At 69.2% G+C, this 15,923-nt stretch carries 17 protein-coding genes and 1 tRNA gene; 13 read left to right on the top strand and 5 right to left on the bottom strand.

Annotated elements, in window-relative coordinates; genetic code table 11:
• The first annotated feature begins 98 nt into the window (after positions 1-98).
• Positions 99-911 (top strand): site-specific integrase, encoded by an 813-nt coding sequence (locus tag AB0B76_RS29620; protein ID WP_360381669.1) that lies wholly within the window; start codon positions 99-101, stop codon positions 909-911.
• A 266-nt stretch (positions 912-1,177) separates the two neighbouring features.
• Here the strand turns inward: AB0B76_RS29620 and AB0B76_RS29625 are convergent, their stop codons facing one another.
• From AB0B76_RS29625 to AB0B76_RS29640, 4 genes are all read right to left on the bottom strand, one after another.
• The gene (locus AB0B76_RS29625; protein WP_360381671.1) at positions 1,178-2,020 is read right to left on the bottom strand and encodes a hypothetical protein; all 843 of its coding nucleotides are present in this window, start codon (positions 2,018-2,020) and stop codon (positions 1,178-1,180) included.
• Between the two features lie 144 nt (positions 2,021-2,164).
• Positions 2,165-2,240 (bottom strand) — tRNA-Lys (locus tag AB0B76_RS29630).
• Positions 2,241-2,318: 78 nt separating this feature from the next.
• Positions 2,319-2,468 carry a hypothetical protein gene (locus AB0B76_RS29635; RefSeq protein WP_360381673.1) on the bottom strand — a complete coding sequence of 50 codons (150 nt, stop codon included), beginning with the start codon at positions 2,466-2,468 and terminating at the stop codon, positions 2,319-2,321.
• A 56-nt stretch (positions 2,469-2,524) separates the two neighbouring features.
• Entirely contained in the window at positions 2,525-3,526 is a 1,002-nt protein-coding gene (locus AB0B76_RS29640; RefSeq protein WP_360381943.1) for a LacI family DNA-binding transcriptional regulator, read from the bottom strand.
• A gap of 227 nt (positions 3,527-3,753) precedes the next feature.
• Between AB0B76_RS29640 and AB0B76_RS29645 the strand changes: the two genes are divergently transcribed.
• From AB0B76_RS29645 to AB0B76_RS29690, 10 genes are all read left to right on the top strand, one after another.
• Positions 3,754-5,091 (top strand): ABC transporter substrate-binding protein, encoded by a 1,338-nt coding sequence (locus tag AB0B76_RS29645; RefSeq protein WP_360381675.1) that lies wholly within the window; start codon positions 3,754-3,756, stop codon positions 5,089-5,091.
• A 67-nt stretch (positions 5,092-5,158) separates the two neighbouring features.
• Positions 5,159-6,145, top strand: a complete 987-nt coding sequence (locus AB0B76_RS29650; protein WP_360381677.1) for a sugar ABC transporter permease — start codon at positions 5,159-5,161, stop codon at positions 6,143-6,145.
• 80 nt (positions 6,146-6,225) lie between these two features.
• A complete protein-coding gene (locus AB0B76_RS29655) occupies positions 6,226-7,089 on the top strand; it encodes a carbohydrate ABC transporter permease (RefSeq protein WP_360381945.1) in 864 nt (287 codons plus the stop codon).
• Positions 7,086-8,702, top strand: coding sequence for a glycoside hydrolase family 13 protein (locus tag AB0B76_RS29660; protein ID WP_360381679.1), 1,617 nt, complete (start codon positions 7,086-7,088; stop codon positions 8,700-8,702). The genes AB0B76_RS29655 and AB0B76_RS29660 overlap by 4 nt, the downstream gene beginning before the upstream one ends.
• Before the next feature lie 22 nt (positions 8,703-8,724).
• Entirely contained in the window at positions 8,725-8,925 is a 201-nt protein-coding gene (locus AB0B76_RS29665; RefSeq protein WP_360381681.1) for a hypothetical protein, read from the top strand.
• A gap of 69 nt (positions 8,926-8,994) precedes the next feature.
• Positions 8,995-9,357 carry a response regulator gene (locus tag AB0B76_RS29670; protein ID WP_360381682.1) on the top strand — a complete coding sequence of 121 codons (363 nt, stop codon included), beginning with the start codon at positions 8,995-8,997 and terminating at the stop codon, positions 9,355-9,357.
• Between the two features lie 233 nt (positions 9,358-9,590).
• Complete coding sequence (locus tag AB0B76_RS29675; protein ID WP_360381683.1) at positions 9,591-10,289, top strand: phosphoribosyltransferase family protein; 699 nt, start codon at positions 9,591-9,593, stop codon at positions 10,287-10,289.
• A gap of 97 nt (positions 10,290-10,386) precedes the next feature.
• Entirely contained in the window at positions 10,387-11,181 is a 795-nt protein-coding gene (locus AB0B76_RS29680) for an ATP-binding protein (RefSeq protein WP_360381684.1), read from the top strand.
• A 115-nt stretch (positions 11,182-11,296) separates the two neighbouring features.
• Entirely contained in the window at positions 11,297-12,433 is a 1,137-nt protein-coding gene (locus tag AB0B76_RS29685) for a SigB/SigF/SigG family RNA polymerase sigma factor (RefSeq protein WP_360381686.1), read from the top strand.
• An 88-nt stretch (positions 12,434-12,521) separates the two neighbouring features.
• The gene (locus AB0B76_RS29690; RefSeq protein WP_360381687.1) at positions 12,522-13,250 is read left to right on the top strand and encodes a GAF and ANTAR domain-containing protein; all 729 of its coding nucleotides are present in this window, start codon (positions 12,522-12,524) and stop codon (positions 13,248-13,250) included.
• 296 nt (positions 13,251-13,546) lie between these two features.
• On the opposite strand, the gene AB0B76_RS29695 is transcribed toward AB0B76_RS29690, so the two are convergent.
• The gene (locus AB0B76_RS29695) at positions 13,547-14,026 is read right to left on the bottom strand and encodes a hypothetical protein (protein WP_360381689.1); all 480 of its coding nucleotides are present in this window, start codon (positions 14,024-14,026) and stop codon (positions 13,547-13,549) included.
• A gap of 208 nt (positions 14,027-14,234) precedes the next feature.
• On the opposite strand from AB0B76_RS29695, the gene AB0B76_RS29700 reads away from it, so the two are divergent.
• A complete protein-coding gene (locus tag AB0B76_RS29700; protein ID WP_360381691.1) occupies positions 14,235-14,381 on the top strand; it encodes a hypothetical protein in 147 nt (48 codons plus the stop codon).
• Between the two features lie 61 nt (positions 14,382-14,442).
• Positions 14,443-15,897 carry an RtcB family protein gene (locus AB0B76_RS29705; RefSeq protein WP_360381692.1) on the top strand — a complete coding sequence of 485 codons (1,455 nt, stop codon included), beginning with the start codon at positions 14,443-14,445 and terminating at the stop codon, positions 15,895-15,897.
• Positions 15,898-15,923 lie beyond the last annotated feature (26 nt).

The following is a 15,923-nucleotide window of genomic DNA, read 5'->3' on the forward strand; positions in this document are numbered from 1 at the left end:
CCGACCGATCCTCGGCGGCCTCATCAACGAGTACGAACGAGCCGCATAGAAGCCCAGCTCAGGCACCGAAGCGAAGTAAAGACACCCCACAGGGGAGCGTGAAGCTCGACAAGCTGACGCCGACGATCATCCGCCGGATGATCACGGCGAAGTCGGGCGAGAACCTTTCGGTGACGACCGTCCGGCACATCTACGGCATGGTGCGGAACGTGCTCGCCGATGCGCTCCGCGAGGAGCTGATCCATCGCAACCCCGCGCTGGCGGTCAGGCCACCCGGTGCGGTGCCGGTCGAGCGGCGCGCACTGACGGTCGAGGAGGCGAAGCGGCTGATCCAGACGATCCAGGGTGACCGGCTGGAGGCGCTGTGGGTGACAGCGTTGACTGTTGGGCTGCGGCGGGGCGAACTGTTGGGGCTGCGATGGTCGGACATTGACTTCGCCGGCGAACGGCTCACCGTTCGGCAAGCCCTATTGCGGGTCGACGGCGTCTTGTCGTTCTCCAGGCCGAAGACAGACCGATCACGTCGCACCGTTCCGGTGGCTCCTCAGACGCTGATGATGCTGCGAGCGCATCGCCGGCGCCAGGCCGAGGACCGTGACGTGGCGGGGGAGCGGTGGCAGGACCACGATTTGGTATTCCCGTCGGTCATCGGCACGCCGATGGAGCCGCGCAACGCAGATCGAGCATGGCATGCGACCCGGGCGAAGGCAGGCCTTCGGTGGTTGCGACTTCATGACCTTCGCCACGCGTGCGCGACGTTCTTGCTTGCCTCGGGAGCTTCGCCGCGGACAGTGATGAAGACGCTGGGGCACAGTCAGATCTCCCTCACGATGAACACCTACGCGCATGTACTCGATGACATCGAGCGTGCTGCGGTTGATGCCGCGGCTGGGCGGTTGTTCGAAAAGTAGTTCCGCTCGCCGACCATAAATCGACTGCAAGGCCTAGCAAAAGAACAGAGCCCAGGTTCGGCCGTATGCTGCGACCCGGGCTCTGTCCTGTTCGGGTCGGTTTTGAAGACCGACTTATTCGAGTTGGATTGTCGTCTGAGTAGATACGGAATTGTTCACGCTGCGCCCCGCGCGCCAAGCTGGTGGTGCGTCGTATTGGTTCGCCTCGGCCACTTGGATTGCGGCGTTGATGATAAACCGTTCGCAGAAGTTGTACTCATCTTCCGTCAAGTCATAACCCAAGGCGGCCGAGATATGGGCACTTTTTGTTCCGCGAGAAATGAAAATGGTGTGAGAGCCTTAAATCGGCGGTAGAGCCTGAAGTCAATTCCAAGGCTCATTACCTTTGCGGCGTCCTGGAGTTGACGAACGGCCTCGTGCGTACTCCCAATTGACTTCGCGATCTTTCCGATGTCACCCCTGCTCCTGTTGCCCGTCTCCGCTCGGCTCCGAAAGGCGTCTTTGACGTGGGACTCCAGTGCGGCTTCGCGACCGATCGTATGACCGAACACGAAGGTTTGATTGCTTGTTAGGAGCTGAAAAGTGGCGCTCATCAATCCGGCCGCGTACAGGACGTCGCCGTCGGTGAAGATCCGGCGCGCGCGCCGGATCTTCGCACGCACATCGGGCTGCGGCACCAGGTCAGCCATGTCGATTCCGGCGAAGCTGATTCCGAATACGCGCGGGGTGTTGTCTTCGAAGAAATTAGCTACGTCGGCCCGAGCCTGCTCGATAGCCGCGATGCCTGGCATGGTTCCAGCATGCTTGAAACCGTTTCGAAGCCGATTCAGGCGGTCCATCGCGACCTTGCCGGACAGGTCGACGCCGTTTTGCAGCTTGTTCGGGTGCAGTTCGGTCCAGTACTTCATGAACTGAATGCGGTCGTCGAGGCTAGCTCCGAGGTGCTCGCCAGCGAGAATCAGGAACAGTTCCACGGCGTCATGGAGCGGCAGAACGGCCGTGAAAGCCAGCGGCTCGGGAAGCTTCGAGTCGTCGACCCCACGCGCGAAGAGAAGGCGGATGAACGCCAAGCGCTTCATGGTCTGCTGATCGATTGCTGGATGAGTCACCGTGCCAGTCTCCAGGTACGGCCCGCACTGTCGGGTGGGCCCTACGCACCTGGGTCGGCGCCTTGGCTGTACCACTTGGCTGTACGGGCAAAAGGAAGAAGCCCAGGTAATCGACGAAGAACGCCGATTGCCTGGGCCTCTGTCTGGTACGCCGCGTAGGACTTGAACCTACAACCCGCAGATTAAGAGTCTGCTGCTCTGCCAGTTGAGCTAGCGGCGCTGGCTGAACGGAGGTAACCCTAGCACGCACCCGCAGGCCCGCAAAAACGAGATACCCCCGTCCAGAGCGTGGCCTCCGTTACTCCTCGTCGTCCTCCCAGAAGAAGTCCGTCTCGGCGGTCTGCGCCGGGTCGGCAGCCATGTCGTCGGCGAGCAGGTCCGAGTCCGGGGCAGCGAGCTCGTCCAGCTCGTCGTCCGGCTGGTCCCAGGTCACACGCGAATTTGGCATCTCGGCTGTCATCAAACACCCCCGTGCGTGGGTTCGAACAACTGGCGACGCGCGAGCTACCCGGCCCCCGCCGTCCTAACCGCGACCGGCCAGGTGGAGGCGCGCAGGACGAGGGTGGTCGGCATGAGCAGCTCTTCGGGGGTCCAGGCGCCGGCGGTCATGGCGCGGCGGAGCATGCCCGCGGCCAGGACGCCCTGCTCGAAGACGCGCTGGCGGACGGTGGTCAGGTCGAGCAGTGCGCTCAGTTCGTGGTCGTCGAAGCCGATGACCGATACGTGACGTCCGGTGCGGCGCAGCGCGCTCAGTGCCCCGAAAGCGAGTTCGTCCGATTCGGCGAACACGGCGGTCGGGGGGTCCGGGAGGGTGAGCAGGCGACGCATGGCCAGCTCACCGCCGTCCATGCCGTGCGGTACCGACATCACGAGCGACTCGTCCACGTCGATGCCGGCCACGGCCAGGGTTTCGACGTACGCGCGCCGCCGGGCGTGGGCGACCGGCAGGAACATGCTCTGGTCGTTGAACGTGGAGATCATGCCGATGCGGCGGTGGCCGAGGGCGAGCAGGTGCTGCACGGCCGAGGCCGCGGCGGCCACGTCGTCGATGCGCACGCAGCCGGCGCCCGGTACGTCGTGGCCTACGGCGACGATCGGCACGCCCAGGGAGCGCAGGTCGGCGATCTCGGCGTCGGTGAACTGCATCGCGACCGTGAGCACGGCGTCGACGCGGCGGCGCAGCGGTAGTGCGCCGAAGAAGCGCTGGCGGGACGGGATGTCGCCGATGTTGTACAGCAGCAGGTCCAGCGAGTGCTCGCGCAGGACCGACTCGGCGCCGGCGACGATCTGGCCGAAGAACCAGCGCGACGCGTACGGCACGATCACGCCCACGGTGTGGGTGCGCCCGCTCGCCAGTCGCGAGGCGATCGGCGAGACGACATACGACAGCGACGCCGCGGCCTGCAGCACACGGTCGCGCGTCTCGTCGGAGACGTTGGGCAGCCCGCGAAGCGTGCGCGACACCGTTGCGGTCGAGACTCCCGCGAGCCGGGCGACGTCTTCCATGCTGACGGGCGATGGAACGTCAGCCACACGCGGAAGGCTAGGCAACGCGCGGTCGCACGGCAATATGTCCGCCGTGTTGCTAACTCGTTATCGATGAAAGGGCTCGAAGGCCTCGACAAACCGACCTTGCAAACGCTTACATCCGAGGAACACAAGGACACCCCAGCACACCGGGTACGCGGGCGAGGTTTCGCCCAAGGACCGGGTATAGCCAAAGGAGGCTAACCATGGCCGTCCTCTCGAGGCGGCGTCGAGCGTTCACGCTCGCCGGTGTGGCCGCGTTGGCCCTCGCCGCGTCCGCCTGCGGCAGTGACAGCGGCTCCGGCTCCAGCAACGCCGACAAGCCCGAGTGCGCGCCCTACGCGCAGTACAAGGTCGACAAGACCAAGCACGTCTCGATCTACGCGACCATCCGCGACACCGAGGCCGACAAGCTCGAGCAGTCGTGGAAGCAGTTCGAGGACTGCACCAATATCAAGATCGACTACGAGGGCTCCGGCGAGTTCGAGACCCAGATCAAGGTTCGCAGCGACGGCGGCCAGCCGCCGGACATCGCGGTGTTCCCGCAGCCCGGCCTGCTCGCCTCGTTCGCCAAGACGAACAAGCTCAAGGAGCTGCCGGCTCCGGTCAAGGCCAACCTCGACAAGAACTGGTCGAAGGACTGGGCGGCCTACTCGACCGTCGACGGCAAGGTCTACGGCGTGCCGATGGGTGCCAACGTGAAGTCGCTGGTGTGGTACTCGCCCAGCCTCTTCAAGGAGAAGAACTACACGGTCCCGAAGACGTGGGACGAGATGATCGCCCTGTCCGACAAGATCGCGGCGAGCGGCATCCAGGCGTGGTGCGCCGGCATCGAGTCCGGTGACGCGACCGGCTGGCCGGCCACGGACTGGATCGAGGACATCGTCCTGCGCGACCAGGGTCCGGACGTCTACGACCAGTGGGTCAACCACAAGATCCCGTTCAACGACCCGAAGATCTTCTCGGCCGCCGAGCGCGCCGCGTCGATCCTGAAGAACCCGAAGTACGTCGGCAACCCCAAGACCATCGTGACCACCTCGTTCCAGGAGGGTGGCCTGCCGGTCAAGGACAAGAAGTGCGGCATGCACCGTCAGGCCAACTTCTACTCCAACCAGTGGCCGAAGGGCACCAACGTCGGCCCGGACGGTGACGTCTACGCCTTCTACTTCCCGGCCGTCGACCCCGCCAAGGGCAAGCCGGTTCTGGTCGGTGGCGAGTTCGTCTCCGCGTTCACGGACCGCGAGGAGGTCGTCAAGGTTCAGACCTACCTCTCCTCCGGCGAGTGGGCCAACAGCAAGGCCAAGCTCGGCGACTGGATCTCGGCGAACAAGAGCCTCGACGTGAGCGCGGTCAGCGGCACGATCGACAAGCTCTCCGTGCAGATCCTGCAGGACCCCGCCACCGTGGCGCGGTTCGACGGCTCGGACCAGATGCCCGCCCAGGTCGGCTCGAAGTCCTTCTGGACCGGCATGACCGACTGGATCAACGGCACGAAGGACACCAAGCAGACGCTGGACTACATCGAAAGCACCTGGCCTAAATAACTGAACTGAGGTCCGGGTCCGGCGTCATGCAACACGGCGCCGGACCCGGCTGGTCGGAGGACACCCCATGGATTACGACTTCTCCGAGGACGTCGCCAAAATCTGGCCGGCGCTCATGTTCATGGCCGGTTTCATCGTCGTCGTCGCCGCGCTGCTGTTCGTGCTCGACATCCTGCCCCGGTGGGGGAGGGGCAAGGAACGGCTCCAGATGGCCGGGTTCCTGGGGCCCGCGCTGGCACTGCTCGCGGTCGGCCTGGTGTACCCGCTCATCCGCACCGTGTACCTGTCGTTCTTCAACGACACCGGTGACTCGTTCATCGGCATCGACAACTACACCTGGATCTTCACCAACGACGACACGCTCATCATGCTGCGCAACACGCTGCTGTGGGTGGTCTGTGTGCCGCTGTTCTCCACGGGCTTCGGCCTGCTGTACGCGGTGCTGGTGGACAAGGCCCGCGGCGAGGGCATCGCCAAGTCCCTGATCTTCATGCCGATGGCCATCTCGCTCGTCGGCGCGTCGATCATCTGGAAGTTCATCTACGCGTACCGCGACCCGGGCGTCGAGCAGATCGGCCTGCTCAACCAGATCCTCGTATGGCTCGGCGGCAAACCCCAGCAGGTCCTGAGCAACGCCCCCGGCAACACCTTCTACATGATCGTGATCCTGATCTGGATTCAGGCCGGGTTCGCGATGGTCATCCTCTCCGCCGCGATCAAGGCCATCCCGGCCGAGATCGTCGAGGCGGCCCGGCTCGACGGCGCCAACCCGTGGCAGATGTTCTGGCGTGTGACCATGCCCAGCATCCGTCCCGCCGTCATCGTCGTGGTCGTGACCATCACGATCGCCACCCTGAAGGTGTTCGACATCGTCCGGACCATGACCGGCGGTCAGTTCAAGAGCAGCGTGCTCGCGTTTGAGATGTACAACCAGGCCTTCCGCTCCTATGACGACGGCAAGGGTTCCGCCCTCGCGGTGCTGCTGTTCCTGCTGGTCGTGCCGATCGTCATCTACCAGGCCCGGCAACTGCGGCACCGAACGGAGACCCGATGAGCAGCACTGACGCCGTCAGCACCGACGCTGCTGACGTGCCCGAGGCCAGCCCGCTCTACCGCCCCCAGGGCGCTGAGACGATGGCGAGCCGGGTGCGCCGCAAGCTCACCTCCCGGGCCGCCAGCGTCGTGTCGATCATCATCGCCCTGGTCTGGACGATCCCGACCTTCGGGCTGCTCGTCTCGTCGATCCGCCCCGAGAACGACATCAAGACCAAGGGCTGGTGGACGTTCTTCGCCCACCCCAGCTTCACGCTGGACAACTACAACGAGGTCGTCTTCGGCACCTCGGCCACCTCGGGCCGGCTCGCCAGCTACTTCATCAACTCGCTGGTGATCACGGTCCCCGCGGTGCTGTTCTCGGTCACGCTGGCGGCGATGGCGGCCTACGCGCTGTCCTGGCTGAACTTCCGGGGCCGTGACTGGATCTTCATCGGCGTGTTCGCGCTGCAGATCGTGCCGCTGCAGATGGCGCTCATCCCGATGCTGCAGCTGGTCAAGGGGTACACCGAGTGGGGCGGCGGTTTCTTCGCCGTGTGGTTCGCCCACACCTGCTTCGGTCTGCCGCTGGGCGTGTTCCTGCTGCACAACTTCATGTCCGAGCTGCCCAAGGACCTCTTCGAGGCCGCGCGGGTGGACGGGGCCGGCCCGGCGGTAACCTTCCGGCGCATCGTGCTGCCGCTTGTCACACCGGCGCTGGCGTCCCTCACGATCTTCCAGTTCCTGTGGATCTGGAATGATCTACTGGTGGCGCTGGTGTTCACCTCGGGCCAGGGCAACCGCCCGCTGACGGCGCGGCTCGCCGAGCTCGCCGGCACCCGGGGCAACGACTGGCAGCGGCTGACCTCCGGCGCATTCGTGTCGATGATCATCCCGCTGATCGTCTTCCTGTCGCTGCAACGCTATTTCGTACGCGGCCTGCTGGCCGGTGGAGTCAAGGGGTGAGTCAACTGCTCTGGTGGCGCGATGCCGTGATCTATCAGGTCTACCCGCGCTCGTTCGCCGACGCGGACGGGGACGGGATGGGGGACCTGCGCGGCATCACGTCGCGCCTCGACCACCTGGTCGAGCTGGGCGTCGACGCCCTCTGGATGTCGCCGTTCTACCCGTCTCCACAGCACGACGCGGGGTACGACGTCGCGGACTACCGCGACGTCGACCCGCGCTTCGGCACGCTGGCCGACTTCGACGCGCTCATGGCCGCCGCCAAGGAGCGCGGCCTGCGCGTCGTGGTCGACCTCGTGCCCAACCACACCTCCAGCGACCACGTGTGGTTCCAGGAGGCGCTGGCCGCGGGCCCGGGCACCGCGGCCCGGGACCGGTACCACTTCCGCAAGGGCCAGGGCGTCGACGGCGAACTGCCGCCCAACGGCTGGCAGAGCGTGTTCGGCGGGCCGGCCTGGACCCGGGTACCGGACGGCGAGTGGTACCTGCACCTGTTCGACACGAGCCAGCCCGACCTGAACTGGGACCTGCCCGAGGTGCGGGCCATGTTCGAGGACGTGCTGCGCTTCTGGCTCGACCGCGGCGTCGACGGCTTCCGCGTCGACGTGGCGCACGGGCTGATCAAGGAGAGCGGCCTGCCCGACTGGACCGAGGCCCAGGTGCCGATCACCTCACCCGGCGCCGAGCACCGCACGCCGCCGATGTGGGACCAGGACGGAGTGCACGAGGTGTACCGCACCTGGCGGCGCATCCTCGACAGCTACCCCGGCGACCGCATGATGGTCGGCGAGGCCTGGGTCGCACCGGCGGAGCGGCTCGCACGGTACGTGCGCCCGGACGAGATGAACCAGGCGTTCAACTTCAACTACCTGATGGCCCCGTGGACGGCGGCGGACCAGCGCGCGGCGATCGAGTCCAGCCTCGCCGGCGTCGAGCCGGTCGGCGCGATCTGCACCTGGGTGCTGTCCAACCACGACGTGGTCCGCCACGCGAGCCGCCTCGGCTTCGAGCCCGGGTACTCCACCCAGGGCGGCATCGGCGCCGGCGACCCCCAGCCCGACGAGGCCCTGGGCCTGCGCCGCGCCCGGGCCGCCACGCTGCTGATGCTCTCGCTGCCGGGCTCGGCGTACGTGTACCAGGGCGAGGAGCTCGGCCTGCCCGAGCACACCACCCTGGGGGACGACGTGCGGCAGGACCCGACCTGGTTCCGCTCGCGGCACGAGGTCCGCGGCCGCGACGGCTGCCGGGTGCCGATCCCGTGGGAGGCCGACGCCCCCGCGTACGGCTTCGGCCCGAGCGGCAAGACCTGGCTGCCGCAGCCGACGGACTGGGCCCGCTTCGCCGCCGACCGCGAGCGCGGCGTGCCCGGGTCGACGCTGTCGCTGTACACCGCGGCGCTGCGCCTGCGGCGGACCCATGGGCTCGGTCGCGGTACCGTCGCGTGGAATGCCGTTGAGAGTGGCATCGACTTCATCAACGGACCGGTCCGGGTGATCACCAACTTCGGCTCGGCCCCCGCCCCGCTCCCGCCGGGTGAGGTCCTGCTGGCCAGCGGTGATCTGGCCGCCGACGGCAGCCTGCCGCCCGACACCACGGCCTGGCTGCGGGCGTGACAGCGGCGGTTACCGTCGAAGCATGAACGCTCTGATCGCGATGTTGTACAGCTACCTGAGCCCGGCCACCGTGGACGCCCTGGACACCGGACTCGAGCTGGAGCGCCGCCGCCGCAGCTACGGCGGCGGCGGGCTGATCGGCGGTTGCTGCTGCGCCGTGGTCGTGATCATCGCGATCGTGGTGCTCGTGATCGTCATGCGCCGGCGGCGCCCGCGGGCTTGATTTCCCGCGCCGGCGACCGATGGTCCCCGTGGGGAGGTTGGGATCCTCCCGGAAGGGAACCATTCGCTCATGGCGCGAGTCCTGCTCATCGACGACGACGCGGAGATCCGTGAGACCACCGCCATCCGTCTGCAGATCGGCGGCCACCACGTGATCTCCGCGGCCAGTCCGCAGGAGGCCCTGACGGTGGCCGCCGACGAGCCCCGCTTCGACGTGGCCGTGCTGGACCTGCACCTGCCCCGGGTGGAGGGCGACGAACTGCTGGACCTGCTGCGCAAGCACGACGCGACGGCCGACCTGCCGGTGGTCTTCTACAGCGCGAACGCCCCGCACGCCACGTCGGTGCACGGCCTGTCCCTGGCCGACACGAGGCTCACCAAGGGCCGTTCCCTGAACAGCCTTCTCGCCACGATCAGCTGCTTGTCGACCTGAGCCATCTCGACCGCACTCATCCGGTGCGAGTGAGCGAAAGCCGCGTTTTCGCAGGTCATGCGGGGGTAGGCTTCGCACCGGGCGCGGCGCCGCAGCAGAGCGGCGACAGGGGATGGGGCGCTACTGGCACCGGAACACCGCGCCGACCGAAGGGGGTGTCCGCTTGATGCGGATCGATGTGCGGATCGCGTGCGACGCCCGGCGTACCGCCGGCCGGACGGAAGGGGACGGCCATGTGGCCGCCTGAGCACGAGCGGTTCGCGGACCGTACGGCCGCCGGACGCATGCTTGGAGTCACCGTCGCGGAGCACCTGCGCCAGCGGGAGACCGCGAGCACGACGAAGCCTCTGGTGCTGGCACTGCCCAAGGGCGGGGTACCCGTCGCGGTCGCCGTGGCCGAGGCCATCGGCGCCGAGTTCGACCTCGTGATCTCCCGCAAGATCGGCCTTCCCTGGCAGGCCGACCACGGCGTGGGCGCGATCGCCGAGAACGGGCCCGCCGTGTTCGACCTCAGCGCCGTGGCCGCGGTCGGCCTCACCGTCAGCGACCTCTCGCCGGCCGTCCAGCGCGAGCGCGTGGAACTGCGGCGGCGGCAGGAGCGCTACCGCGGCTCGCGCCCCGCGCCCGACGTGACGGGTCGTGTGGTCGTGGTCGTCGACGACGGTCTCGCGACGGGAGTGACCGCCCGGGCCGCCGTACGCGCGCTGCTGGTCGGCAAGCCCGAGCACCTGATCTTCGCCGCGCCGGTGTGCGCGGCCGAGTCGGTCGACCTGCTCGCCGCCGACGTCGACACGGTCATCGACATCCACAGTCCCCGCGAATTCCACGCGCTCGGGCTGTACTACCACCATTTTGCCCCGCTGACCGACGCCCACGTCCTCGAGATGTGCTCGCAGATGTGGAGCGACAGCAAGATCCCTACGCCTGTGTAGCAATTCCCGCATCACCCATTCGCGATCCCGGTGCCGAAAAGATTTGGCACCGGGATCGCGGTGTTTATAACGCCCGGGGTGGGTAGAGCATCACCCCATGAGGGCGGAAGACCTGCGGGCCCGCGTCGAGCGGCGGGGTGATGCCACCGTCGTACGCCTCGCCGGCCGGCTGGACGTGGACAACTCGCCGGCGCTGCGCGCGGCGGTGCTGGCCTGCCTCGCCGCCGAGCCGTCGGTGATCGTGCTCGACGTCGCCGGCCTGCGCCACGACGACGACGTGGCCCTGACCGTGCTCCCCGCGCTGGCCCAGCACGCCGCAGCCTGGCCCGGCAGCGCGCTGACCCTGGCCGCCGCCCCGCCGTCGCTGGCCTCGGCCCTGGACCGCATGGCCGTGGCGCGGCTCATGCGGATGTACCCGACCGCCGACGCCGCCCTCGCCGGCGCCGCCGCCACCGAGGCGACCGAGCGGGTCCGCGCCACGCTGCCGCCCATGCTCGACGCCACCGCGGCCGCGCGGCACCTGGTCGGGCGGGCCTGCACGCGCTGGGGCTTCGACCGCCTGCGCGACATCGCCGAGCTGGTCGTGACCGAGCTGGTCAGCAACGTGCTGCGGCACGCCGGCACCGACATGGAGGTCACCGTCGCCCACGACCGCCGCCTGCTGCACGTCTCCGTGCGCGACCGCGGCAAGGGCGTCCCGCGCCTCGGCGGCCGGCCGAGCCGCCCGGCCCCGCGCCTCGGCCGTACCGGGCGGGAGAAAGGCCGGCCGGACCCCGATGAAGGATTGCGCGAGGACGGCCGCGGACTGCTCGTCGTGAGCGCCCTGACGCGGGCCTGGGGCTGCATTCCGGTGCCCGACGGAAAGGTGGTGTGGGCGACCGTCGCCAATTGAAAAGCTCACCCTGGAACTCATCCGGCGACGTTGAATTCGCGCCGGAATTGGTGTCTACAGTGATCCGGAAAGCAAATCCGCCTCAAGATCAGGGGGAGTCTCCGCCATGGAGACAATGCCTACGGATTCGGTACTCGAACTGGACACCTGGCGGAATGGCGACGACGAGATTCTGCGTCCTTCCGGGGTCCTCGACTATTCGGCGAGCGTCGGCCTGCGGGTCGCACTCGCGCGGCGCCTAGACGCCGGCCAGCTCAGCCTGACCGTGGACCTGTCCCGGCTGCGTCTGCTCGACTGCGCGGCCGCGGACACCCTGCTGCACGCCCAGACCGACGCCGAGGAGCGCGGGGGCGCACTGCGGGCCCCGGGCGCGTCCGACCTGGTGCTGGACGTGCTCGAGATCATCGGGGCGGCGAAGCAGCTGCGGGCGTACGACGACCCGCCGCCCGGCGCGCCGCCGGTGGCCGAGGAGGAGCCGTCCGGCGACGCCGAGCCGCCGAGCCAGTGGACCACCGTCAACGAGCTGCTGCGCCAGGCCGCGGCGCTGGAGCGCGGCGACCCCCGGCGGAGTGCGCTGCGGGACCGCGCGGTGGCGCACAGCCTGCCGCTGGCCGACCGGCTGGCCCGCCGTTTCCACGGCATGGGGGAGTCGCCGGCCGATCTGAGCCAGGTGGCCGCGCTCGGGCTGATGAAGGCGATCGAGGGCTTCGACCCGGACTACGGCACCGACTTCGGCGGCTACGCGACGCCGACGATCGTGGGGGAGCTCAAGCGGTACTTCCGCGACAAGGGTTGGGGCGTGCACGTTCCCCGGCGCCTGCAGGAGCTGCGGATCGAGATCAACCGTGTCCGCGACTCGCTCGGGCAGCGCCTCGGCCGCTCGCCCACCCCGAAGGACGTCGCCGAGCATCTCGGGATCGACGAGGAGCAGGTGCTCGAGGCGCTGGTGGCGTCCTCGGCGTACCGACCGGTCTCGCTCTTCGCCCCTCTGGGTGGGGACGACGACGCGGGCACCCTGGCCGACGTGCTGGGCGACGACGACCGGGACATCGACGGCGTCGAGTTCCGCCAGGCCGTGCGGCCGCTCATCGCCCGGCTCCCGGAGCGCGAGCGCCGGATCCTGTCGCTGCGCTTCTACGGCAACCGCACGCAGGCTCAGATCGCCGCCGACCTGGGTATTTCCCAGATGCACGTGTCCCGTCTGCTCAGCCGCACACTGGAGGGGCTGCGCCGCGCTCTGCTGGACGGGTGAGGCCCCTGTTACGGATGGGGCCGGAGGCAAACGGTTGAGACGATCGCAGTACGGGTAGTACGCCCCCCGGTTCGACGAAGGGGGAGCCGTGACTGACCTCCACACCGTGGAGTTCGCCGCCGTGCTGCGCCAGCTCACCGCCCGGCTGATCGCCAGCGACGACCTTCACGAGGCGCTGGAGGACCTCGTGGAGACCGCCGCCGACCTGGTGGACGGTGCGGCCTGGTGCGCGGTCACGCTGATCCGCTCGGGCGGGCCGTCCACCGCGGCGGCCTCGTCCGGCCTGCCGGAGTCGCTGCTCGACAGCCAGTACGACAGCGGCGCCGGCCCGTCGATGGAGGCGATCCGAAACCGGGACATCACACTCAGCGACGACCTGGCCGCGGAGGAGCGCTGGCCGCAGTGGCGTTCGCGCGCGCTCGAGGCCGGGGTGAAGGCGGTCCTCGCGGTGCCGGTCGACATCGACTCGCACGCGATCGGGGCGCTCACCGTGTATGCCTCGGAGGCCGGCCGCTTCACCGCCGACATCGGGCTGACCGCCATGCTCGTGGCCGAGCACGCGGGCCTGCTGCTGTCGGCCGTGCTCGACCGCGGGCGCCGCGCCGAGGTGCAGGAGCAGCTCACCTCGGCGCTGACGGAGGCGCTCACCGAGGGCGAGATGGTCAACCGCGCGGTCGGGATCATGATGGTGCAGCGCGCCTGCTCGTCGGAGGCGGCGCTGGACGTGCTGCGGGGGACGGCGGCCCGGCTCGGGCTGCCGCTGACCACCGTGGCGGAGCGCCTGGTGCAGACCGTGGAGCAGCGGGTCAGCTCGTAGAAACCGACTTATGCGGTGACGGGGTATAAATCCGATAAGTCGTGGCGCGGAGCGCCCGACTTATCGTGGCTGGACGGCGTCGGAGTGCGGAGCTTCGTGAGGCGTTCGGCCGGCGGCCCGCAAACCCTTCGGCCGGCGTCCCGCAACCGAGGGTTTGCGGGCCGGCCGTTGAGTTCCGCTGTGGGCGGCGGGCCGGTCGGGTGCAGACGCCATGTCCGTGGCCTGCTGGGCGCCGCTACCCGGATGCCGGTGGCGGGTGATCTCCCGGCTGATCGTGCACCGCGATCACGATCCGCTCAGGTGCGGCCCTCCTGCTCCTGGGCTTGCTGCAGCGTCGAGGAGTGCGGCACCCAATCGGCCAGGCGCACCGTGTAGCCCAGGCCCCGCAGCCGTTGTACCACCTCCGGGTCGTCGTCCACGACCAGCTCGATCTTGGACTCCCGAGCCATCCGCCCGACCTGGCGCGCCTTGAAGTCGCGGGCCGGGCGGCGGTCGTTCGGCGGGCGCATGAACAGCAGGTCGGCCGGCAGGTCCGCGGCGCGCAGCCACGCCGCCGTGACGTCGCGCAGGTACTCCGGACGGCCCGTCAGCCACACGAGCACGTGCGAGTCCGCGTAGGAGCGGGCCAGTTCTACGCCCTCGGCCAGCACCGGGTCGCGGTCGGCCGCGGCGAAGAAGCGGGTCCAGTCCTTCGGGCGCCGGTCCAGGTACTTCAGCCGGTGCCGCACATCGGCCACCACTCCGTCGATGTCGAACACCGCCAGCGAGTCCTCCATGCCCCCCAGTCTCTCCCGCAACCGCGCGGCAACGTCCGGCGACCTGGCCGCGCACCCCGGGTTCCCGAGTCTCGAACGACACCGCCTCGGCGTCGTCTGATTGGAGATCCGGCACCATGCGTCCGGCGCGCCGTGGGGGCTGGACCGCATCGACCAGCAGTACCGGCCGCTGAACGGCGCCTAGACCTACGCGAGCACGGCGTCGAACGTGACCGCGTACATCCTCGACACCGGCGTGCGACTGACCCACGCCGACCTCGGCGGCCGGGCGCGCTCCGGGTACGACTTCGTCGGCAACGACACCGACGCGAGCGACGGCGCCGGCACCCTCGACAGCTGGACCCTCACGGTCTAAACCCTTCGCCCGCACCGTGCCCCGAGCCCTACGCTCGGGGGCACGCTGCTGAAGGGGCACGATGCTGAAACGGACCGACCCCCGTCTCGTCCGGCTCGACGAGTCCTGGACCACCCTGCCCAACCCTTACGACATCCCGGTCGAGATCTGCGCCGCCCCCGGCGTGCCGATCGAGCCCGCCGCCCTCGACGAGCTGCTGACGGTCCTGGACACCCAGCGCAGCCTCGAGGCGCTGTCCCCGGACGCCCGCATCGAGCGCGTGGTCTGCACCCCCGACTTCCACAAGGGCGCCGGCATCCCGATCGGCACGGTCCTGCAGACCCGCGGCGCACTGGTACCGCAGGCCGTCGGCAACGACATCAACTGCGGCATGCGCGTCGAGGCGACCACGCTGAGCGTCGAGCAGGTCCGCCCCCGCCTCGACGAGCTCGAGCGCCGGCTGCGCCACCTGTTCTTCGAGGGCGGCCGCCACATCGGCCTCACCCCGGCCCAGCGCGAGGGCCTGCTCCGCGCCGGCCTGCCCGGCCTGCTCGCCCACGGCCCCCTCGACACCCCGGTGCAGCACACCGTCCGCGACGGCGACCGCCTGCACGCAAGCGGCTTCCCGGCCGAGCACGCCGAGGAGTTCCGCGACTGGGTGCACAGCGGCGGCGGCACGAGCTACGACTCGATCATCGGCGGCGTCGGCGGCGGCAACCACTTCGCCGAGCTGCAGTACGTCGCCGCGGTTCACGACGGCCCGACCGCCTACGCGTGGGGCCTCGCGCCCGGGCGGGTGGTCACGATGGTGCACAGCGGCTCGCTGTCGCTCGGGCACCAGGCCGGCGCCACCGGCCGCGACCTGGCCCGCAAGGGGTGGCCGACCCGGCTGCCGCAGCCCGCGAACGGCATCCTGCCGATGCTGCTGGACGATTCGACGCGGCAAATGCGGCGGCGGTACCTGACCAGCTTCGCGAACGCCGCGAACTTCGCGGTCGGCAACCGGTACTTCCTCAGCCTCATGCTGCGCGCGGGCCTCACCGGGGCCGTCGGCGAGCTCGACGCCCGGCTCGTCTACGACGCCCCGCACAACCTGCTGTGGCCCGGCGAGGACATGGTCCTGCACCGCAAGGGCGCCACTCCCGCGGGCCGGTCGGACGACGGCTGGGGCGAGCCGGTCATCGTCCCGGGCTCGATGGGCGCGCCCAGCTACCTGCTGCGCGGCCTGGGCAACGAGCGCGCGCTCGGCAGCGCGTGCCACGGCGCCGGGCGCAGCGTTCCGCGCGGCGCGGCGGCCCGGGGCAGCGACGCGGAGCTCGACGCCTTCCTGCGCGAGTTCCGCGTGGTGACGCCGCTGAACCACCGCGACCCGGCGGTGGCCACGCGGCGGGACATCATCGCGGCGTGGCGGCGCGACCTGAAGCAGGAGGCGCCGTGGGCGTACAAGGAGGTGCTCCCGGTCGTGGACAGCCTGCGCACCGCGGGCGTCGCCGAGCCGGTCGTCGAGCTGCGGCCCCTCCTGACCGTGAAGGGCTAGACCGCGACGGCCGGCACGGCCTCCTC

This window comes from Dactylosporangium sp. NPDC049140 (assembly GCF_040648435.1).

Coding starts and splice junctions, on each gene's coding strand:
- AB0B76_RS29635 (WP_360381673.1), bottom strand. CDS start 2,468: ATGCCAAATTCGCGTGTGACCTGGGACCAGCCGGACGACGAGCTGGAC.
- AB0B76_RS29640 (WP_360381943.1), bottom strand. CDS start 3,526: ATGGAAGACGTCGCCCGGCTCGCGGGAGTCTCGACCGCAACGGTGTCG.
- AB0B76_RS29645 (WP_360381675.1), top strand. CDS start 3,754: ATGGCCGTCCTCTCGAGGCGGCGTCGAGCGTTCACGCTCGCCGGTGTG.
- AB0B76_RS29650 (WP_360381677.1), top strand. CDS start 5,159: ATGGATTACGACTTCTCCGAGGACGTCGCCAAAATCTGGCCGGCGCTC.
- AB0B76_RS29655 (WP_360381945.1), top strand. CDS start 6,226: ATGGCGAGCCGGGTGCGCCGCAAGCTCACCTCCCGGGCCGCCAGCGTC.
- AB0B76_RS29665 (WP_360381681.1), top strand. CDS start 8,725: ATGAACGCTCTGATCGCGATGTTGTACAGCTACCTGAGCCCGGCCACC.
- AB0B76_RS29670 (WP_360381682.1), top strand. CDS start 8,995: ATGGCGCGAGTCCTGCTCATCGACGACGACGCGGAGATCCGTGAGACC.
- AB0B76_RS29675 (WP_360381683.1), top strand. CDS start 9,591: ATGTGGCCGCCTGAGCACGAGCGGTTCGCGGACCGTACGGCCGCCGGA.
- AB0B76_RS29680 (WP_360381684.1), top strand. CDS start 10,387: ATGAGGGCGGAAGACCTGCGGGCCCGCGTCGAGCGGCGGGGTGATGCC.
- AB0B76_RS29685 (WP_360381686.1), top strand. CDS start 11,297: ATGCCTACGGATTCGGTACTCGAACTGGACACCTGGCGGAATGGCGAC.
- AB0B76_RS29695 (WP_360381689.1), bottom strand. CDS start 14,026: ATGGAGGACTCGCTGGCGGTGTTCGACATCGACGGAGTGGTGGCCGAT.
- AB0B76_RS29705 (WP_360381692.1), top strand. CDS start 14,443: ATGCTGAAACGGACCGACCCCCGTCTCGTCCGGCTCGACGAGTCCTGG.